Origin of the sequence: Synergistes jonesii (genome assembly GCF_000712295.1) — a bacterium.
GTDB classification, from domain to species: domain Bacteria; phylum Synergistota; class Synergistia; order Synergistales; family Synergistaceae; genus Synergistes; species Synergistes jonesii.
The window spans coordinates 1-18179 of the sequence record NZ_JMKI01000009.1; the positions used below are offsets into that span (position 1 = coordinate 1).

An 18179-nucleotide genomic window follows, 5' to 3' on the forward strand; every position below is an offset into this window, starting at 1 on the left:
CTGATGGACAATGCAGCGCTGGATTTCGGCCTTGGGATATACGGCGCTTATCGCATCTGCAAAGCCTGTCAGGCCGTCGACGGAGATAATGAAAATATCTTCGGTGCCGCGATTACGGATCTCGTTAAGGACACCGACCCAGTACTTGGCGCTCTCATTTCCGCCGACCCACAGGCCAAGGACTTCACGATGCCCGTCCAGTCTTGTCCCAATAGCAACATAAACGGCTTTCTTGACGGTTCGGCCGTCCTGCCTCACATTGAAATGCACGGCGTCCATAAAGACGACTGCATACTTTTTGGCCAGCGGCCGGTTCTGCCATTCTTTGGCAATCGGCAGAATTCGATCCGTCATTCGCGAAATCATTTCAGCAGAGGCATCCACACCGTAGATAGACTGCAGGTGAGCCGAGATATCCCGGGTCGTCATGCCTTTTGCATACATGGACAGGACCTGATCCTCTATATTTGAGATATCGGTCTGGTTCTTTTTGACTGACTGCGGTTCGAAGTCACCCTTGCGGTCTCTGGGGACGTCGATCGGGATATCTCCGGCCGAAGAGGTGACTGTTTTAGGGCTGTAGCCGTTGCGGCTGTCATCTGTATGCTTGTTCTTGTAGTCATATTTGCTGTAACCGAGATGGTCATCCATCTCGGCTTCCAGCATCTGCTGGATCGTATCTCCGAGAAGATCCCTCAGCATAGCCTGTACGTCCTGGGCGTCTTCCGGTTTGTAGTGGGAAAGGAGACTCTGAATAAGCGCTTTTCTTTCCGGTGTCAGTTTTCTCTGTCTTGCCATAAAAATATCCTCCTGGATTGAATTTATCTTAACACCAATCCAGGAGGCTTGCTTTCTTCTCTATGGAGTTTACACAGAATTTGTTATACTCTCAGTAAACAAGCAACAGGGAAAGGGTTGTTAGAACATTTTTCCCTTAGCCCCTTAGCGTAACACCCCAGCTCGTTTATCGGGTTAAGCGAAGACGCCGTTCGCGCGGCGAGCCCTCCGCCGCCGTGCTTGAAATCGTCATTGAAGGGCATAAAAGAGGGATACCGGGGCTGCCGGTATCCCTGCACGTCGATGGCCTGACATTTATAATTTGGCGACCCTGACCGGAATTGAACCGATGACCTACTGCTTAGGAGGCAGTCGCTCTATCCAGCTGAGCTACAGGGCCAACCGCACGAACATCAGTTTATCACTACTTGATATATCCGCGCAATGTTTTTCCCGAAATTCGCTACGGTTTGATCGGCGCGGTCTTCTCTTTGCCGTCGGCCGTGAAGGTTATCTTCACCACCGCGTCGGCTTCCGAGCGTTTCGTCATGTACGCCGCCATCTGCTCCACGCTTACCTGAGCCGTGTTGCTGCCGTCGACGCGCTTCAGCACGCTTCCCTCCTTCAGCCCGGCGTAGGCCGCCGCCGTCGCCGGGGCGACGCTCTTGACTATCATGCAGCCGTCGGAGGCGCGCGCCTCTTCCGAGACGGTGAAGCCCATCAGCTTCGCAGCGCTTCTCTGCTGCGGAACGCTCTGAGCGGGAAGGGGCGCGTCGTCGTACTGCGCGCTCCTGCTCTCCGATACACCGTAGTAGGGTGCCTCCACGTCGACCGTGACGCGCCGCTCGTTCCTGTCCAACGTGTAGGTTATCGTCAGGTCCTGCTGGAAGCCAGCGACCTTGAGCACTCCGACCGGCGCGCCCGCGTCGAGGAAGGTCGCCTGCCTTTGCTGCTGCCAGGAGTCGTTAAGCTCCTTCAGCGCGCCGTCCGGGCCGTCACGTTTGATTATCTGCACTGCGCGCTCCGTCTGCTCTTCGGCGATATTCTCCGCCGCCCTTTTGACTTCGTCCGCCCTGCTTTCCTGCGCCGGCACGCTCGTTTCGGGGCGCGCCTGCGCCTGGCCGCTTATTATAGTTCCGACGATAAGCCCGATGAGCCCGCTGAGCCACGGCGAATCCCAGTCGCGATCCCTGTGACGGCGCGGCAGGCGCGTTCCCCACCAGCCGCCCCATCCCGGCGCGTAACCCGGGTTTTGCCACGGAGGCATCCCGCCGGGGCCCGGGCGTCGGCCGCTCTGAGGCCACTGTCGAGGGACGCCCTGTCCCGGGGCTCCCTGCGGGCCGTTCCAAGGTCCCTGAGGCCTTGCCGGCCTCGCTCCTTCCTGCGGCCCATGAGGGCCTCTCTGTCCTGCTCCCGACTGTGGGCCGCTCTGCGCGCCAGACCCCGGCCCTGGAGGGGGCGGCCCCTGCGGCGGCCTACGCATAGCGCTTCCGCCGCCCTGTACGGGCGGCCCTTCCTGCCGCGGGCCCTGAGGCTCGGCTGCCGCCGCTGAAGCGATCATCATGACCGCGAGCAGCGCGGATATAATTTTTTTCATTTCGTCTCTCTCCCTTCTTTTCCGTTATCTATCGGCTGCCGTATGAAGCGGTCAGCCTGCCGAAGTATTCGAGATTTTCAGTCGCGTTGCCGCGCGCTATGCCGACGAAGAGCGTGACCTTATAGGTTTTGAAGAGCGCCGCCTGGTAGATGAGCTTTTGTCCCTCTCCAGAGCCGGCGTAAGCCACAGTCACGATCGCCGGGACGCCGTTTAGCATTTCGTCCCTCTGCGAGATTATTTCGAGCTCAGCGCCAGGCTCTATTTCCGACAGACGTTCTTTAACGAACGCGTCGCGCCGCTCACGCGTGTAGCAGCTTGCCGCTTCGCTTGAGATCACGTAAAGGGCTTTGTCCTCCGCCTCTGTGGGGATTTTCCCATCCTTTGTGAGTATCAGCGAATCGCCGCGGAAGTCCGCGACGCAAAAGGGCGTTTCCGAAACGTCGACCACGGGCGCCGCCTCTGACGGAGCTTCTTCGCTTTCGCCGCGCTGCCACCAAGCGCTTTTTATTATTTCGAGGGCGGTCTGCGAGGCGTTTGCGTCCTTCGCGCTGTAAAGCGCGCTTATCAGCCACGTAGTATCGCCGCGCTCGACTATCAGCACCCATTTGCCGACGGTCGTCCTGCCGCCGAGCTGGAATATTTTAAGAAGCTCCGCGCGATCCCCGTTCCAGATAAAGGAGGAGTGCGACTTGACCTCCATTTTCTTTTCCCTTAGGCAGTCGTTTTTTATCTCCTCGATCAGCTTTCCGCACGGGATGCGCAGCAGTGAAGCTTCAAGCGCGATCTTTTTGTTCTTATCCGCCGCGCCGCTCTCCGTCTTTACAAAATTGCAGCCCGCCTTCGGCGCCACCGCAACGGGGATATCGAATATGTTCTTATGCAGCGGCGTTCTTTCCACGTCTATGACCTTCGGCGTCTCCGCGGCGATCGCCGGGAGCGCGAAAAACGACAGCAGCAGGAGCGCCGCGAGCGCCCTTGCGTTGTTATTCATCCGCCCCGCCGCCGGGCAGTGCGTTCTTGAGCATATCTGGTACGCCGCGTGGCAGTATTTTTCTCAGGAAATCGCCTATAACGCCCTTCACGGCCCCGCTCTGGGCCGTCTCCTTGAGGTTCTGCGCGTATTCTTTCGCCTCGTCGGTGCCCAGCGCTTCAAGCGCCTCTATCTCTTTTTTCGCCGCGCCGTAGTTCTTTTCCTCGATAAAGATCTTTCCCAGCTCGTACTTCGCCTCGGCGTCGGCCGGATCGGCTTCTTCGGCCTTCTGTAGGCTCGCCTTCGCCTTTTCCGCCTCTCCGAGCGCGTACTGCGCCCTCGCCAGATTCAGCAGCGTCGGCGCGTCCGGGCGGAGCGAATATTTCGCCGCCCTTTCGAGGTGCTCGGCCGCCGCTGGGAAATCGCCCTCGGCGAAGGCCGCGAGCCCCTTCTCTGTGCTGCGCCTTTTGAGTGTTTCCACGACGAGCAGCGCCGTGCCCGCCATCGCCGCTATCGCTATGAGCGCCACCAGTATAGTCGTCGTTCCGCCCCTGTTTTTTTTCATATCCTATCCCTTCTTTTCACAGCTGCAGCGACGGGCTCCAGTTGTAGCGGCAGAGCCTCAGCCGCCCGCAGGCTTCCTCGGCGACGTGGATCCCGCAGTAATCCTGCGGGAAGAAAAACATATCGTTCAGGTCGAAGTCGAAATAGTATGCCGCGATGCTCCAGATGGCCGCGCCGTGCGCTACGATCAGTATGTTGCCGCTCTCGTGCGAGGAAATTATCTTTTTGAACGCCGGCACCGTGCGCCCCTGCAGCTCGAAGAAGCTCTCGCCGCCCGGCGGCGCCGTCTCGGCGAACTTTACGCCGCGCGCCTCGTATATCTCTTTGAATTCTTCGCGCACCTCGTCGTAGCCCTTGCCCTCCCATTCGCCGAGATTTATCTCGCGCAAGGATCTCTCGGCCGCAGGCTCGAGGTACGGCGCCACGAGCGCCGCCGTCTGCACAGCGCGCGTCATGCCGCTCGTGTAAAGGTAATCGAACTTTATTCTGCCGGAGAGGTACGAGCCTACTTCCTTCGCGGCGGCGGCTCCGGCGGCGCAGAGCGGGTAATCCGTCTGTCCGTAATATATCCTTCCGTCGCCGGGCAATTCCGGCTTTGCGTGCCTCATAAGAAAAATTCTTTTTTTCTCCGCCATCTTATGCTCCTTCTGCTTTCCTTCTTCAACACATTTTAGCACCACCTTGTGTGTTTTTTATGAGCGGATGAAAAAGCGGGAGGCCCCGCTGAAACGCAGGGCCCTCCCGCAGAGAAGCGCTCCGCCGGCAGGGCGGAAATTCTTTCTTCGTATTTTTAGAACTTCTGGAACATCGCGGCCTTCGCGCCGCAGATCGGACAGGGCTCTTCGGTTTTGCCCTTGTGGATATAGCCGCAGACGGGGCATAGGTAATAATCTTCCGTTCCGTCCATATCCGTGAGGGCGTCCCTGTATAGCCGCGCGTGGACCTTTTCAGCCTCGTTTGCGCTGTGGAAGACGCGCGCGGCTGCGGCGTTGCCCTCCGCCTTCGCCTGCTCGATCATATCCGGATACATCTCGGTGAATTCATAAGTCTCTCCGCCGATGGCGGCTTTGAGATTTTCCTCCGTCGTGCCCACTCCGCCGTTAGCCTTGAATTCGGCGAACGCGTGAATCTGCTCGGCTGCGGCGGCCGCGCGGAAAAGCTTCGCCGCGCCTACATGCCCCTCTTTTTCCGCCTTCTCCGCGAACATGAGATATTTACGGTTAGCCTGTGATTCTCCCGCGAACGCCGTTGCCAGATTTTCTTTTGTAGTTGCCATGATCGATTTTCCCCCTTGATTTATCTTCCAGTCCCGCTCTTGTTCCATTAGCCAGACGTCTTATTTAAAACGATTTTAGTTTATACGAATCATTATTTTTTGTCAAGTTCATTTTTACGCCGGAGGCCGCTTTAAAGAGAATCAATATTCCGTCCCGGCTCTCCCGTCGAGCCCTTTGCGGAACGGATGCTTTATCTCTTTCATCTCCGTGACGTAATCCGCCATCTCGATGTAGTCCTGCGGCGCGTTGCGTCCCGTCAGCACCACTTCGGTCCTCGGCGATTTGCGCCTGAGGATGTCTACGACTTTATTTGAGTCTACCAGCCCCATGTCGGAGGCGACGTTTATCTCGTCCAGCACTACGAGGTCATAATCTCCCGACGTGATGAATTCTTCGGCCAGCCCTATGCCGCGCGCCGCTTCGGCGTAGTCCTCTTCGTTCTCTTCTCCCCTGAATATGCAGACGTCGCGTCCCGTATGGATCAGCGTCAGCCCAGGAAGGTGCTTCACGCCTTCGAGCTCGCCGTAGACGCAGCTCCCCTTCATGAACTGCACTATCGCTGTTTTCGCGCCGTGTCCGCAGGCGCGCACAGCAAGGCCGAAGGCCGCCGTGGTCTTGCCCTTGCCGTTTCCGGTGTAGACGTGTATAAGCCCCTTTGTCCCAAACATTTCCATGCACCTCCTGTTTTATTTTTTGTGTCGAGCGACAAAATCTTCGATCAGCCTCGCCGAGATGCTGACCCCCCTATAGTAGTCCGGTATCTCGTCCGGCGCGAACCAGCGGACGTCAGTCACTTCGCTTTTGTCTGGGCATATTTCGCCGCTTTCCCACTCGGCGGTGAAGCCGAGCATCAGCGAGCGCGGGAACGGCCACGGCTGGCTGGCGAAATATTTTATGTTTTTCACGCTGATGTTAGATTCCTCTCGCACCTCGCGCCCTACGCAGCTTTCGAGGTTTTCGCCGGGCTCGACGAAGCCGGCCAAGACGCTGTAGCGCCCCGCGGGGAAGTTCACGCCGTGCCCGAGCAATATTTTCCCTTCCTTCTCGACGCGGACGATTATCGCCGGAGAGATGACCGGATAAAAAAGCTCGCCGCACTTCGTGCAACGCATCGCGCACTCCTCCGCGTCGAACGCGTTTTCGGCGCCGCAGCGCCCGCAGTATTTATGCAGCCGCTGCCAGTCCATTATATGGAACGCCTTGCCGATGCGGAAGAACTGTTCCTCGCCGACCGCCGTCCAGCAGCCCCGCCTCTCGAACGCCGCGAAACCCCGCGGCAGCGGCGCCTCCTCGCGAAGCTCGCCCCAGCTGTCGCGCGTTTCGCCGTATTTGTCGACGAGCCCGCTGTTCACGAAAAATTTTTCCAGCGGCGCCGCCTCGCCGCTTTGCGGCACCGCGCCGTTCTTTAGCAGGATGACCCTCCCGCGCTGAAATATATAACAAAAAGACATCCGCGCGCCCTCTTTCACAAATTCGTCAGCAACTTCCTTTATTTTACTGGACTAACGGCAAAAATAACACTATTATTTATACGCTATATCAAAAATTTCAGGAGGGATTTGCAGTGATCGAGAAACTGGAAAATGTTACCGCAATGACGAAGGCCAACGTGTACTTCGACGGAAAAGTCGTCAGCCACACGGTCTATATGCCCAACGGCGACCGCAAGACGCTCGGGCTCTTCCTCCCCGGCGAATATGAGTTCGGGACCGCGGACGCGGAAATAATGGACATCACGGAGGGTGTGTGCCAGGTCCTGCTTCCCGGCGAAAAGGAGTGGAAGGATATAAAGGCGGGGGAGACCTTCAATCTTCCGGCGAACGACAAATACGGCTTCCGCTGCTACGTCCCGGTGCAGTATCTCTGCTCATATATCAAAGCCAAAGCGTAGAACGCCGCTCAAACGATAAAAAAGCTCCGCGGCGGAAGGCTGCTTCCCGTCGCGGGATTTTCGCCCGTCCGCGGCGCTATATATTTTCGGCGACGAGCCTGATTATTTCTCTCGCCGCGTTCGGCCTTGCGAGCTTCTTCGCCGCCGCTCGCATTTGTTGCGCGTCTCCGTTCGAGAGGATCGCGCCGACGCTCTCGGCGGTGAGCTCCGCCCTCGGCAGATACCGAGCCGCGCCGTTCTCCGTCAAATACGATAGATTCAATTCCTCCTGTCCCGGCACGGGGTCGATCAGCAACATCGGCAGCGCCGCGCAGAGAGCCTCGGAAGAGGAGAGCCCGCCGGGCTTCATGACGGCTGCGTCGGCCGCCGCGTAATAATCCTCCATGTTAGGGACGAAGCCCTCGACGCGCACGTTTTCCTTATAGTGGAAATAAGCCCTCATTTCGGCGTACAGCCCGTCGTTGTTCCCGCATATCGCCGCCGTGATCGTGTCGCGCAGCTGAGCGAGGGATTTTACCGCCGCAAAGACGGAACCCGCGCCTATGCCGCCGCCGCTCGCCAGGACGACGCGCGCCTCAGGCGGCAGAGAGAGCTTAGCGCGCGCTTCCTCCCTTGACGGAAGCCTCGAATACTTAAGCGCCACGGGCACTCCGGTGCAGGCGGCGTTCAGAATCCCCTCGTCCGTCCGCTGCCGCAGCGCGCGCGCGCTTCCTGCGAAGGAGAGCGCGAAGGCCGCGCTCCGCTGGAAGCGGTGGCTTGCAAAATCCGTGTCGGCGCAGTAAACGGGCATCCTGCCGCGCATCCTTTCCGCGAACGGCGCCGCGCCGAAATAATGCGTGAAAACGACGGCTTCGACGCCCTTCGCAGTCATCTCTCTCTCTATCCGCGGCAGATAAACGCTGCAGAGCCAGTCGTGAACTCTGTCAGATATCTCGGCTTGGACGCCGGCGCGGTCCGAGCCCCAATACATGGCGCCCCACAGCCGCGGAGCGTGCCGCGCCATCGCCACGTAGCCGCGCGAAACGGTAAACTTGAGCCACGAGGGAATGACGTCCAGAATATCGCGGCATATCACGCGCCCGTGCGGGCTGCGCTCGCGGAACGCCTCGCAGATGGCGAGCGCGGCCGCCCTGTGCCCCGTCCCCTCCGAGGCGTATATCACGCCGAGCGAATTCAACCTGCCCATTCGCAGCTGCCGCGCGGGATTCCTGATAGGGACGCCGCGCGCGGACTCAACCCTTCCACTTGAGCAGGTCGCCGAGCGTCACCTTCGGCGCCGCGCTGCGCTCCTTTTCGACCTTTATCGCCGCGACGATCGAATCGCGCATCTGCTCCTGCGTGTAATTGCGCGGAAAATAGAGCGCTGAGGCGTCGCCGTGCCCCCCGCCGCGGACCTTTTTCCCGTCTTTCAGCAGAGCGAGGACCCGTCCGGCCAACCCGTCGCGGCTCCTCATCGAGACAGCCCAGTCTCCGCTCATGCGCTTTGCCGCGACGGCCGCGACCAGCGGCGGATTATCGTCGCGGTCGAGCAACAGGCCGCAGAAATCGGAGACGTCGCCGTATTCGAGCACGCCGTCGCATACGAAGGAAAGGTCGTTCCCGACGCGCCAGATACGCTCCTTGGCCTCGGCGAAGCGCGCCTCCTGCCGTTCCGTGAACTCGGAAGCGCCGTCGAATTCGGCCTGGGTCATCTTCGCGTCGGGATTCGCCGCGAGGCGCGCGAAAACGCTCCAGTGCCCGCACATCGTTACTAGCGCCTGCCAGAGGCGGCTTTCGGGAATCTCCCCGAGCCAGAGGTCGCGGTCGTTCGCAATTCTTACGATCGGCTCGAGCGCCGCGAGGACGTCCCGCGTGCGCGCTCCCTTCGCATTGGCGCTGAGCCAGCGCCAATAGACGAGCGCGCCGCAGTAGCCGGTGTCTATTTCGGCCCATTTGCGGCCGCCGTACCTTTCGAAGGTACTTTTGTGGTGGTCAAAAAGGAATGGCGGGCGCGTTTCATCCCAGCTCCTGTCGATGGCGTCGACCGTCTCCTCGCGCTGACAGAAAAGGTCGAGCACTAAAAGCTCGCCGCCCGCCGCCATCGCCTCGGAGATCAGCGAATCCACCTCGCCGTAGCCGGTCAGGGAAACGCGCGCGAGCCCGGCCGGGCCGTTCACATGCCAAGCCAGCGCCGCCGCCGCGACTCCGTCCAGATCGGTATGGCTTATTATATTAAGAAGAGAAGTCCTCATCATATCCCCCCGCTTTTCGTAAATAATATCTCACAAAATAACGGGTGTAAATGAAATAAAACGGGCGGCTTGCGCCTCTGTCCGCGTAAGGCCGCCAGCCCGGCCGATTCACGCGTTTTTATTTTTGCTCCTCGCCGGCGCTTTTATATCATCGGCGAGCGGCGCCGTATATTCGTATCTGTCAAACTCTCCCTCATAGCCGCACTCCCCGCAGCGCGGCGAATTCGTTATCAAAAGCGGATAAAATTCCGCGGGCCCGTCCTCCGTATCGTCCATCAGCATCTCCGTGCACTCCTTGCAATAGTACGCCGGTTCCTCGTCATAAACGGTGGCGGCGTTGATATAATCCGCTTTTTTCCCGCATTTCAGACAGCTGTGCTCCGGCGGGATGTTTCTCGCCAGCAGGCGTATCGCGCCGCGCTGCTTCGGCCTCGTCGTTTCGCTTTCGACAACGAGCTTCAACTCCGTCGTCGTGCCGAAGTCATATCTGTGATAAAAAATTTCTCCTACATCAAGCTCCGCAATTATACGTCCCTTGCCCAGGATGTCCGCAGGTGTGGAAAATTCGCTCAAATGACCGCAGCATTCGAGCCATATATTTCTTAAAAAATTATCGAGGGAGGAAAGTTTCTTATCGAGCGCTATGTCAAAGTATATCCAGTAATTCGGCGCCTCAGCCCCTTCGGCTCTTATCAGGTAACACCTTTCGGCGCCGGAGCCGACGTATTCGGCATGTTTCTCAAGCAGATGTCTCTTCATCGCCCTCTTCCCAATGACATCGCCGCAGATGTAACAGTTTCCTTTGCTCAAATTGCGCATGACGCCACCTCCTGCTGAAAAATTTTCTCCTGACATGATTATATTACTGTGGTCGTCTTTCACAAAGACAAATGCGACGGCCGATCAGCCGATGAAAAATATAGAGGAGACCCCGCGCGGGATCTCCTCTGAGAATAATTTTTCTTATCTTTCCATTTTAATTTATATCAGCGAGAATATGTAAAAGCGCCATCTGGGTTTTATTGCAAAAAACGGTCGAATTTAGCCGGCAGCCTCTTCCATCTCGGACCTTTTATAAGTTAACAGGGAAACGAGAATTATGACCGCCGTCGTTATCAAGAAGGACGATGTTCCCTGGTGCAGTCCGAAAAGCGGTTTGCCGCCGTTGTACCATATAAAAGTTACCAGTGTTCCAGATATGACGCCGGCCAGGATCGCTTGATGCGTTGTCTTTTCCCAGTATATAGAGAGCATTAGTCCGGGGCCAAAGGAAGCACAGAGGCCAGCCCACGCGAGCTGATTAAGGCTGAAAACTGAATCAACCTTGAGAAAAGCAAGGACGAGGGCGACGGCACCAAAGACAAATGTACAAGCCTGACTAAATTTCTTATAGAATCCTTCGCTGAGCGGCTTTTTCTTGAAGAGCCCTTTTCTTAAAACGTTGACGGAAAGTTCTGCCGTCCCTTGGAGAAGCAGCGAGGAATTTGTCGACATTATCGCGGCAAATACCGCCGCTAACATAAGCCCGCCGATGAAGTTTGAGAAGAAGGAGTTTATGAATGTTGGAGTACATAGCTCAGCATCTTCCAATGTCGGGAAAAGTATTCTACAGCTAAGTCCTAGAAGCAGTGGAAAATACTGCCTTATGCTGTTGAATACAACTGCTATGACTGCCGCCCCAGGAATCTTTTCTTTCGATTCAATGGCAATAAATTTCTGTAATCCTTGTGGCTGTCCTAAAAAACCTATGGCTACGCCGAACCACAGCCACAACGCAGCGAATAGCGGCCAGCCAACCTTCCCACCACTCCATGAAACGAGAATTGGGTTGATTGCGTGCAGTTTTTCAAAGAACGCTCCTAATCCGCCTATGTGGACTATCGCCGCTATTGGCATCACTAAGCACATAGCGACCATTAACATTCCCTGGAAGGCCTCTGCCCAATAGGCGGCGGTTACTCCTCCGGCCATGACGTAGAGTATGACGAGAAAAGACGAGGCGAGAATGGCGGTTGTATAGTCCAGGTTCAAGACAATGGCGGTTTTGCCTGCCGCTATTATGTTGCTGCCCAGGTAGGCAAACATAAATATTGTAACAGCAGTGCCACTTAGTAATCTGATCAAGCCCGTCGGATCGCCGCGCATCGTAGAAAGCAAATCTACTGCCGTCATAGAGTTATACTTACTTGAGAGTTCCTTGATCTTAGGAGCCAAAAAACGCCAACAAAGGAAATCAAAAATCGGCGCCAATATAGCTTGATACATAGCGAGGAAGCCCATCGCGTAGCCAAGCGCGACAAGGCCGATGAAGGCGTATCCGCTTGCAAGTGTGGATGCGGCTGCAAAACCGGTTACTATGCTGCCGAACCCTTTACCTACAATATAATCGCTTTGACTTTCCATAGTCCGCAGTTTCGTTGAGGCTACGCTTATACCTACAACAATGATGAAGTAGCTGGCCAATCCGAATATAACACCGTTCATGAGTATTTCCCTCCTAAATATCAAAAACTACAATTTCGATTTCTTTGATTTACTCAAAAAAAACCAGACAAGGACGCATGCTGGAGCTATAAGTGGTCCAATAAAAAATACAAAGATTTCTCCAAAACCAATATATTCCATTTTCCTTCCTCCTCGTATAATTAAGATTAATTAAGTAAGTCCTTTAGTTACCTTATTGCAAAATAGGAACCGGCAGCAGTAGACAATAATGCCCGCTTTTTCTTAAATCAAAGAACATCTAATTTAATCGATAGATAGTGTCAGCTGGGATTTTCCGCAACAGGTTATTCCTTCCGGGAATATGATTGTTACATCGTTCCCTCCTTCGGGGATAACCACGTCGTTCTCTAATTTCAACCAACAGTCATGTCCAGGTAGGATATGGTTTGCAAGGCCCTTTATCTTGCAGATGCTCTTGTTGCTTGTCTGAGAATCAAGTGTAATACCGACACCTTTGCCACTAAGTTCAGAGCGATTTTTTACCGCGTCGCCGCAGAACGCCCATGTTCCAAGGTCGTCCCTACCTATCAGGCTGGTGGAGCCTGGAGTATGTCCTGGCGTGAGATAAGCATAGACGCCATCAAAGATTTCTTGCCCGTCCTTTTCAATAAAGTGTTTCCTGAACGAGCGAAGGGATATAAGGGCTCCTTCATTAACGAACACATCGTCTGCTGTATTGGCGTATTCCCACTCTTTCCAACTCAGGTGAAAGGTAGCACCGGGAAATAATAGACAGTTTGCAGCATGGTCAAAATGCAGATGTGAAAGAAATACGTCTGTGATAGCGCTAAACGATATGTCTCGTTCTCTTAGGGCAGATATGAGCATTGGGCGGGCGCCGGCGTTGCTCGTATCTAGCAGAACAAGTCTCTCCTTGAGATGAAGCAACGCGACCGTGCTCCATCCTAAATACGCTACATCGGCTTTCCCAGGGAATCCTGCAATCAATATTTCAATTGATCTTTGCATGGAAAACTACCTCCTTTTGTTTTTGATTTACTTTTACGCTCACGTTCCTCGTTACTATTACTTCAGTCTCCGTTCCGGCGGGGTTTGTCAGCACGACGTCGCCGATCTTGAGCGGAGCCTGCAGCTTTATCTTCTTGATTTCCTTCATCACGTCAAAGACCTTCGAAAGCGAAATCGGCTTTGTGAGGCGCACGCTTGCCTCGAGGAATTCTCCGCCGGTCACTATCACGCTTGACGAGAATGTACGCATCGGGTTTTCTATCTCCTGCCGGGCCCAGCTTTTGCCGCGCGGGCAGCGTGCGCCCTCGGATGAGATGAGTTTGGGAGGATCGCCCTCTTCATATTTCACCTCTATCGAGCAGCCGTTCGGGCAGACGACGCAAATAAATTCCTTTTCCGTCATTTCACGCGTACCTCCAATGATTCGACCTCTTTAAGGTCTATCTTTCCCATATCGACCCATACCATCTCCGCGGGATGCAGGCGCGTTTCTTTTCTCGATGCGAGTAAGCGCGCCCCGTCGCGGACCTCAATTAGCTTGTCGCGGGCGGGAGACGTTACGCGGAACGCAAGCGATACGTTTTCGCCGTGGCTGATGCGCTGCGGGACTACGTAGCGCACGCCGTCGCCGGCTTTCACCGTTATTCCTTCGGTCGCGTCTCCTAATTTGCCGGCGGCGTAGAGCGCCGCATTTTTGCCCGCGCGCGCCGCCTCCATTGAAACGAAGTCGACGAGATCGTGGACGTGCAGGACGTTTCCGCAGGCGAATATGCCGGGCGTCTTCGTCATACAGCAGTCGTCCACGCTCGCGCCCTGTGTGACATCGTCTATCGTCACCCCCGCTTCACGCGTAAGCTCGTTTTCCGGGATGAGCCCCACGGAAAGAAGAAGCGTATCGCAGGGCACGTAGCGCTCGGTGCCCTTTATCGGCCTGCGCTTTTCGTCAACTTTAGCCACCGTGACGCCTTCGATGCGCCCCTTAGGGCCGTTGATGTCTATGACGGTAGTCGCGAGGTGAAGCGGGATCCCGTAGTCGTCGAGGCATTGGCGGATGTTTCTTTGCAGTCCGCTGGAATACGGCAGAACCTCGAAGACCGCTTCGACTTTCGCGCCCTCGAGCGTCATGCGGCGCGCCATTATGAGCCCGATATCGCCAGAGCCGAGGATGACGACGCGCCTACCGGGCATAATGTTTTCGAGGTTGACGAGATTCTGAACGGCGCCGGCCGTATAGACTCCCGAAGGCCTGTGTCCGGGGATGGAAAGCGCGCCGCGCGTGCGTTCGCGGCAGCCCATCGCCAGGACCACCGCTTTAGCTTCGATCTCTTTCATTTCGCCTTCGCGGCTGGTGCGGAGTATTTTGTCGCCGGAAAGGTCGAGCACTATCGTCTTTTCCATTACCGCGATGTCGAGAGCCTGCACTTTTTTAATGAAGCGGTCCGCGTACTCCGGGCCCGAGAGGGCTTCTTTGAACGCGTGGAGCCCGAATCCGTCGTGGATGCACTGGTTCAATATGCCGCCGAGGATTCTGTCTCTTTCTATGATTACGATGTCGTCGCAGCCGGCTTCTTTGGCCGCCACGGCGGCGGCGAGTCCGGCTGGCCCTCCGCCGATTATTACCAGGTCGTGTTTTTCGAGTATCATGATTTAGTCTACCTCCCGCACGTTGCCGGTAAAGAGATTGGAGCCGGCTTCTCGGAATATGTAGTCGTCAGGCTTGAAGCCGTATTCGTCTCGGAGTATGCGGACTATACGCGGCGTGCAGAAGCCGCCCTGACAGCGTCCCATGCCGTTTCTCGCGCGGTATTTTATGCTTACGAGGCTGCGTGCGCCGAGAGGGTTCTCTATCGCGTCGCGTATTTCTTTTTTCGTGATTTTTTCACAGCGGCATACGATTTCGCCGTATTCCGGGTTTTCTTTTATAAGTCGCTCCTGCTCTTCTTTCGGAAGTTCGCAGAAGTGTCCGGCAAATCCCGGACGTTCGGCTATGAAATTTTCTTTTTCTTCGAGCTCGAGATGTTTAGCGACGATGTCGCGCACCATTTCGGCTATCGCCGGAGAAGCCGTGAGTCCAGGGCTTTCGATGCCGACGAGGTTTATGAAGCCAGGGAGGCCTTTTGCTTCTTCGATGACGAAGTCGCCGTTTCCACCCTCCGCCGGCGACGTGCGCTTAGGCCTGTTGCCGGCGAAGTTGCGGATAAAATCGCTCATTTTCATATTGGGGAGAAGCCTCAGCCCTTCTCTTCTGAGCTCTTCGAGGACCGGAGCCGTTACTTTATAATCTTCCGGCGTCTCTTCGGAAATGTAGTCTGCGCTCGGGCCTATCAGGATATTTCCGTCGACGGTCGGGGTAAGATGAATTCCAAGCCCGGCGTCCTTAGCCCCCGGAACTGGATAAATAAGCGTTTTGAGCGTCCCGTCCAGGCGCTTGTCAAGGACGTAGTATTCGCCGCGACACGGCCAGATTTTTAGGTTTTCTCCCTGATTCCCTTGCTTTACTCCGGCCATTGCGCTGATACCGCCGCTTGAAAGCCCCGCGGAGTTGATCACGATGTCGGCGGTAAAAACTTTCCCCCCTGAAGCGACTACGGTAAATATTCCATCTTCGCTCTTGGATATCGACGTGACTTCGCTTCTCAGGAAGTATTCGACGCCGTTCGCATGCGCGTTTTCTGCGAGGGCTATAGTGAGTCCGTAAGGGGAAATTATCGCGCTCGTCGGGCTCCATACGGCGGCTATTCCCTCGATGCCCGGCTGTATATTCTGCATCGCCGAGCTGTTGAGGACCTCAAGCCCCGGCACGCCGTTTGCAACCCCCTGATCCATCAGGCGCTTGACGCCCGGTAGCTCGCCTTCGTCAAGGGCTGTCGTAAGCTTGCCTATCCTTTTGATCTTTACCTTAAGTTCGGCGCAAAGCCTATCCATCATGGAGTTCCCGCGGACGGCGGTCTTCGCACGCAGAGTACCAGCCTTGTAATTTATGCCGGAATGAAGGACGCCGCTGTTGCGGCAGCTTGTCTCCATACATACGTCGGGCTCTTTCTCTACAACGGCCGTCGACAGCCGGAAGCGGGAAAGTTCGCGCGCGATCGCATTACCTACCACGCCGCCTCCGATGATGAGGACATTGAACGAATGTTTCAAAACAACAACCTCCCGAAATTTCCCCTGTTGGTCTACCATGGCATATCTGCGCTTTTTTATTTAATAGGATTATAAAACTGATGTCTTAAAAAATCAAGGTATTCCTTGGTTGACCAAAACAACATTCTAATGCAGACAGTTAAGGTAATTTTCTACTAATATCAATTATAAACGCATTTTTCACAATTTGTAGCATCTGATAATTAACAAATTCTTTATAGAATTTTCCAAAAAAACATCTGCGAGACGCGGCGTTGGGGTCGCCAAGTAACAGATTGGGAAGAAAGCGGCAAAACGCTTTTTGCACGATATTTTGCAATGCGGTGTTTACGGGATAAAATAGGATAAGCTTTTACAAAATTAATTTTGAGAAAGGTTAATTTTGAAAGACAGTTCGTCGCTTGACAAAGTATAATAATCGAATGGTAAGGTGGGCTTTTTTATGAATAAGAAACGCAAGCTTGTTATAGAAAAAATGCTTGAAGCTATACATAAGGGAGACATCGTGGAAGGAGACAAGCTTCTGCCGGAAAGGCAGCTTGCCGAAGCTGTCGGCGAAACCCGTCCCGTTCTCCGCGAGGCGCTTATCGCCCTCGACGCGATGGGAGTGCTCGACATCCGCGACAGACAGGGGATATATCTATCATCAAACGAAGAAAAAGAAGTAAATACTGTGCTCAACCGAGTGCGCGGCTGGCCTGCGGATATACTCTCGCGGGCAATGGAGATGCGCCAGATAGTCGAGCCTCTGGCGACGGGGCTCGCCGCGGCCAGGCGCAACGATAAAGACCTCGAGAAAATGCGGGAGTGTCTCAAACACATCAGGGAGCTTGCCGAGCAGGACGGAGGAGAAGCGGCAACGCAGGGCGCCTATTGGAATACCATCTTTCATACCGTGATCATCGAATCTGCGGACAACGCCTATCTGTCGCGCGTATATGAAGGCATATTTTCGGTCTTTGAACAGGGCATGTCGCTGATGAGAATAAATACCTCGCCAGAGGCCCACGGCGGACGCCTGAACGCGTGCAACGAACACATCAGACTCTACGAACTGATAGAAAAAAAGATTCGGCAAACGCCGAGATACTCGCGGAAGAACATCTTCAGCACACAATAGACGCGATGACGCTTCTCGGCCAGATAGTGCCTACTTCTGATCTATTCGGGCAGGGGTTCGCAGGGCGCAGACGCTTCGGGCAAAAATCCGAATGGAAATAAGTGAGATGACCTACACGACGAACGCGATAGAGGGTTTCAGCCGTCGGTTGGAGAGTATAACAAATTCTGTGTAAACTCCATAGAGAAGAAAGCAAGCCTCCTGGATTGGTGTTAAGATAAATTCAATCCAGGAGGATATTTTTATGGCAAGACAGAGAAAACTGACACCGGAAAGAAAAGCGCTTATTCAGAGTCTCCTTTCCCACTACAAACCGGAAGACGCCCAGGACGTACAGGCTATGCTGAGGGATCTTCTCGGAGATACGATCCAGCAGATGCTGGAAGCCGAGATGGATGACCATCTCGGTTACAGCAAATATGACTACAAGAACAAGCATACAGATGACAGCCGCAACGGCTACAGCCCTAAAACAGTCACCTCTTCGGCCGGAGATATCCCGATCGACGTCCCCAGAGACCGCAAGGGTGACTTCGAACCGCAGTCAGTCAAAAAGAACCAGACCGATATCTCAAATATAGAGGATCAGGTCCTGTCCATGTATGCAAAAGGCATGACGACCCGGGATATCTCGGCTCACCTGCAGTCTATCTACGGTGTGGATGCCTCTGCTGAAATGATTTCGCGAATGACGGATCGAATTCTGCCGATTGCCAAAGAATGGCAGAACCGGCCGCTGGCCAAAAAGTATGCAGTCGTCTTTATGGACGCCGTGCATTTCAATGTGAGGCAGGACGGCCGAACCGTCAAGAAAGCCGTTTATGTTGCTATTGGGACAAGACTGGACGGGCATCGTGAAGTCCTTGGCCTGTGGGTCGGCGGAAATGAGAGCGCCAAGTACTGGGTCGGTGTCCTTAACGAGATCCGTAATCGCGGCACCGAAGATATTTTCATTATCTCCGTCGACGGCCTGACAGGCTTTGCAGATGCGATAAGCGCCGTATATCCCAAGGCCGAAATCCAGCGCTGCATTGTCCATCAGATCCGTTACACGACAAAATTCGTCTCTTACAAGGACATTAAGGCTTTTATGAATGATTTGAAGGGTGTCTATCAGGCTCCTACACTGAGCAG

Annotated in this window: 19 protein-coding genes and 1 tRNA gene; 3 read left to right on the forward strand and 17 right to left on the reverse strand. The window is 55.1% G+C overall.

Going from position 1 to position 18179, the window contains the following annotated elements; all coding sequences use genetic code 11:
- The 9 genes from EH55_RS03270 to nudC form a co-directional block, all read right to left on the reverse strand.
- Positions 1-798, reverse strand: a 798-nt coding sequence (locus EH55_RS03270) for an IS256 family transposase (RefSeq protein WP_037974742.1), incomplete at its 3' end; no start/stop codon positions are given.
- 302 nt (positions 799-1100) lie between these two features.
- Positions 1101-1177 (reverse strand) — tRNA-Arg (locus tag EH55_RS03275).
- A gap of 63 nt (positions 1178-1240) precedes the next feature.
- Positions 1241-2374: a PDZ domain-containing protein gene (locus EH55_RS03280; protein WP_037974745.1), complete on the reverse strand. Its 1134-nt coding sequence runs from the start codon at positions 2372-2374 to the stop codon at positions 1241-1243.
- 28 nt (positions 2375-2402) lie between these two features.
- Positions 2403-3365, reverse strand: coding sequence for a hypothetical protein (locus tag EH55_RS03285; protein ID WP_037974746.1), 963 nt, complete (start codon positions 3363-3365; stop codon positions 2403-2405).
- Entirely contained in the window at positions 3358-3909 is a 552-nt protein-coding gene (locus EH55_RS03290; RefSeq protein ID WP_037974747.1) for a tetratricopeptide repeat protein, read from the reverse strand. The genes EH55_RS03285 and EH55_RS03290 overlap by 8 nt, the downstream gene beginning before the upstream one ends.
- Before the next feature lie 16 nt (positions 3910-3925).
- Entirely contained in the window at positions 3926-4543 is a 618-nt protein-coding gene (locus EH55_RS03295; RefSeq protein WP_051682606.1) for a histidine phosphatase family protein, read from the reverse strand.
- A gap of 155 nt (positions 4544-4698) precedes the next feature.
- Entirely contained in the window at positions 4699-5184 is a 486-nt protein-coding gene (locus EH55_RS03300) for a rubrerythrin family protein (RefSeq protein ID WP_037974748.1), read from the reverse strand.
- A gap of 141 nt (positions 5185-5325) precedes the next feature.
- Positions 5326-5853: a cob(I)yrinic acid a,c-diamide adenosyltransferase gene (cobO, locus tag EH55_RS03305; protein WP_037974749.1), complete on the reverse strand. Its 528-nt coding sequence runs from the start codon at positions 5851-5853 to the stop codon at positions 5326-5328.
- A gap of 18 nt (positions 5854-5871) precedes the next feature.
- On the reverse strand, positions 5872-6636 hold the full coding sequence (gene nudC, locus EH55_RS03310) for an NAD(+) diphosphatase (protein ID WP_051682607.1): 765 nt from the start codon (positions 6634-6636) through the stop codon (positions 5872-5874).
- A gap of 113 nt (positions 6637-6749) precedes the next feature.
- On the opposite strand from nudC, the gene ppnP reads away from it, so the two are divergent.
- Positions 6750-7076, forward strand: a complete 327-nt coding sequence (gene ppnP / locus EH55_RS03315) for a pyrimidine/purine nucleoside phosphorylase (RefSeq protein WP_201769330.1) — start codon at positions 6750-6752, stop codon at positions 7074-7076.
- A gap of 76 nt (positions 7077-7152) precedes the next feature.
- Here the strand turns inward: ppnP and EH55_RS03320 are convergent, their stop codons facing one another.
- From EH55_RS03320 to EH55_RS03355, 8 genes are all read right to left on the reverse strand, one after another.
- Entirely contained in the window at positions 7153-8262 is a 1110-nt protein-coding gene (locus tag EH55_RS03320; RefSeq protein WP_037974752.1) for a glycosyltransferase, read from the reverse strand.
- A gap of 46 nt (positions 8263-8308) precedes the next feature.
- Positions 8309-9307 carry a DHH family phosphoesterase gene (locus EH55_RS03325; RefSeq protein ID WP_037974754.1) on the reverse strand — a complete coding sequence of 333 codons (999 nt, stop codon included), beginning with the start codon at positions 9305-9307 and terminating at the stop codon, positions 8309-8311.
- A 108-nt stretch (positions 9308-9415) separates the two neighbouring features.
- Positions 9416-10126, reverse strand: coding sequence for a hypothetical protein (locus EH55_RS03330; protein WP_037974756.1), 711 nt, complete (start codon positions 10124-10126; stop codon positions 9416-9418).
- 222 nt (positions 10127-10348) lie between these two features.
- Positions 10349-11791, reverse strand: coding sequence for a sodium/proline symporter (locus tag EH55_RS03335; RefSeq protein WP_037974758.1), 1443 nt, complete (start codon positions 11789-11791; stop codon positions 10349-10351).
- A gap of 264 nt (positions 11792-12055) precedes the next feature.
- Complete coding sequence (locus EH55_RS03340; protein ID WP_037974760.1) at positions 12056-12781, reverse strand: MBL fold metallo-hydrolase; 726 nt, start codon at positions 12779-12781, stop codon at positions 12056-12058.
- Entirely contained in the window at positions 12765-13184 is a 420-nt protein-coding gene (locus EH55_RS03345; protein ID WP_051682608.1) for a DUF1667 domain-containing protein, read from the reverse strand. Before EH55_RS03345 ends, EH55_RS03340 begins: the two co-directional genes overlap by 17 nt.
- Positions 13181-14425: an NAD(P)/FAD-dependent oxidoreductase gene (locus EH55_RS03350; RefSeq protein WP_037974762.1), complete on the reverse strand. Its 1245-nt coding sequence runs from the start codon at positions 14423-14425 to the stop codon at positions 13181-13183. The genes EH55_RS03345 and EH55_RS03350 overlap by 4 nt, the downstream gene beginning before the upstream one ends.
- Positions 14426-14428: 3 nt before the next feature.
- The gene (locus EH55_RS03355; RefSeq protein WP_037974764.1) at positions 14429-15925 is read right to left on the reverse strand and encodes an NAD(P)/FAD-dependent oxidoreductase; all 1497 of its coding nucleotides are present in this window, start codon (positions 15923-15925) and stop codon (positions 14429-14431) included.
- Positions 15926-16367: 442 nt separating this feature from the next.
- Between EH55_RS03355 and EH55_RS03360 the strand changes: the two genes are divergently transcribed.
- Together EH55_RS03360 and EH55_RS03365 are read left to right on the forward strand one after the other, a co-directional pair.
- Positions 16368-17045 (forward strand): FadR/GntR family transcriptional regulator, encoded by a 678-nt coding sequence (locus EH55_RS03360; RefSeq protein WP_037974766.1) that lies wholly within the window; start codon positions 16368-16370, stop codon positions 17043-17045.
- Positions 17046-17289: 244 nt separating this feature from the next.
- Positions 17290-18179 (forward strand): IS256 family transposase (locus tag EH55_RS03365; protein WP_037974767.1); only part of this gene is annotated, 890 nt, incomplete at its 3' end.

Excerpts from the sequence above, each read along its gene's own strand:
- EH55_RS03350 (WP_037974762.1), bottom strand. The coding sequence starts at position 14,425 with ATGATACTCGAAAAACACGACCTGGTAATAATCGGCGGAGGGCCAGCC.
- EH55_RS03280 (WP_037974745.1), bottom strand. The coding sequence starts at position 2,374 with ATGAAAAAAATTATATCCGCGCTGCTCGCGGTCATGATGATCGCTTCA.
- EH55_RS03360 (WP_037974766.1), top strand. The coding sequence starts at position 16,368 with ATGAATAAGAAACGCAAGCTTGTTATAGAAAAAATGCTTGAAGCTATA.
- nudC (WP_051682607.1), bottom strand. The coding sequence starts at position 6,636 with ATGTCTTTTTGTTATATATTTCAGCGCGGGAGGGTCATCCTGCTAAAG.
- EH55_RS03320 (WP_037974752.1), bottom strand. The coding sequence starts at position 8,262 with ATGGGCAGGTTGAATTCGCTCGGCGTGATATACGCCTCGGAGGGGACG.
- EH55_RS03295 (WP_051682606.1), bottom strand. The coding sequence starts at position 4,543 with ATGGCGGAGAAAAAAAGAATTTTTCTTATGAGGCACGCAAAGCCGGAA.
- EH55_RS03330 (WP_037974756.1), bottom strand. The coding sequence starts at position 10,126 with ATGCGCAATTTGAGCAAAGGAAACTGTTACATCTGCGGCGATGTCATT.
- cobO (WP_037974749.1), bottom strand. The coding sequence starts at position 5,853 with ATGTTTGGGACAAAGGGGCTTATACACGTCTACACCGGAAACGGCAAG.
- EH55_RS03300 (WP_037974748.1), bottom strand. The coding sequence starts at position 5,184 with ATGGCAACTACAAAAGAAAATCTGGCAACGGCGTTCGCGGGAGAATCA.
- EH55_RS03325 (WP_037974754.1), bottom strand. The coding sequence starts at position 9,307 with ATGAGGACTTCTCTTCTTAATATAATAAGCCATACCGATCTGGACGGA.
- EH55_RS03340 (WP_037974760.1), bottom strand. The coding sequence starts at position 12,781 with ATGCAAAGATCAATTGAAATATTGATTGCAGGATTCCCTGGGAAAGCC.
- EH55_RS03285 (WP_037974746.1), bottom strand. The coding sequence starts at position 3,365 with ATGAATAACAACGCAAGGGCGCTCGCGGCGCTCCTGCTGCTGTCGTTT.
- EH55_RS03345 (WP_051682608.1), bottom strand. The coding sequence starts at position 13,184 with ATGACGGAAAAGGAATTTATTTGCGTCGTCTGCCCGAACGGCTGCTCG.
- EH55_RS03290 (WP_037974747.1), bottom strand. The coding sequence starts at position 3,909 with ATGAAAAAAAACAGGGGCGGAACGACGACTATACTGGTGGCGCTCATA.
- EH55_RS03335 (WP_037974758.1), bottom strand. The coding sequence starts at position 11,791 with ATGAACGGTGTTATATTCGGATTGGCCAGCTACTTCATCATTGTTGTA.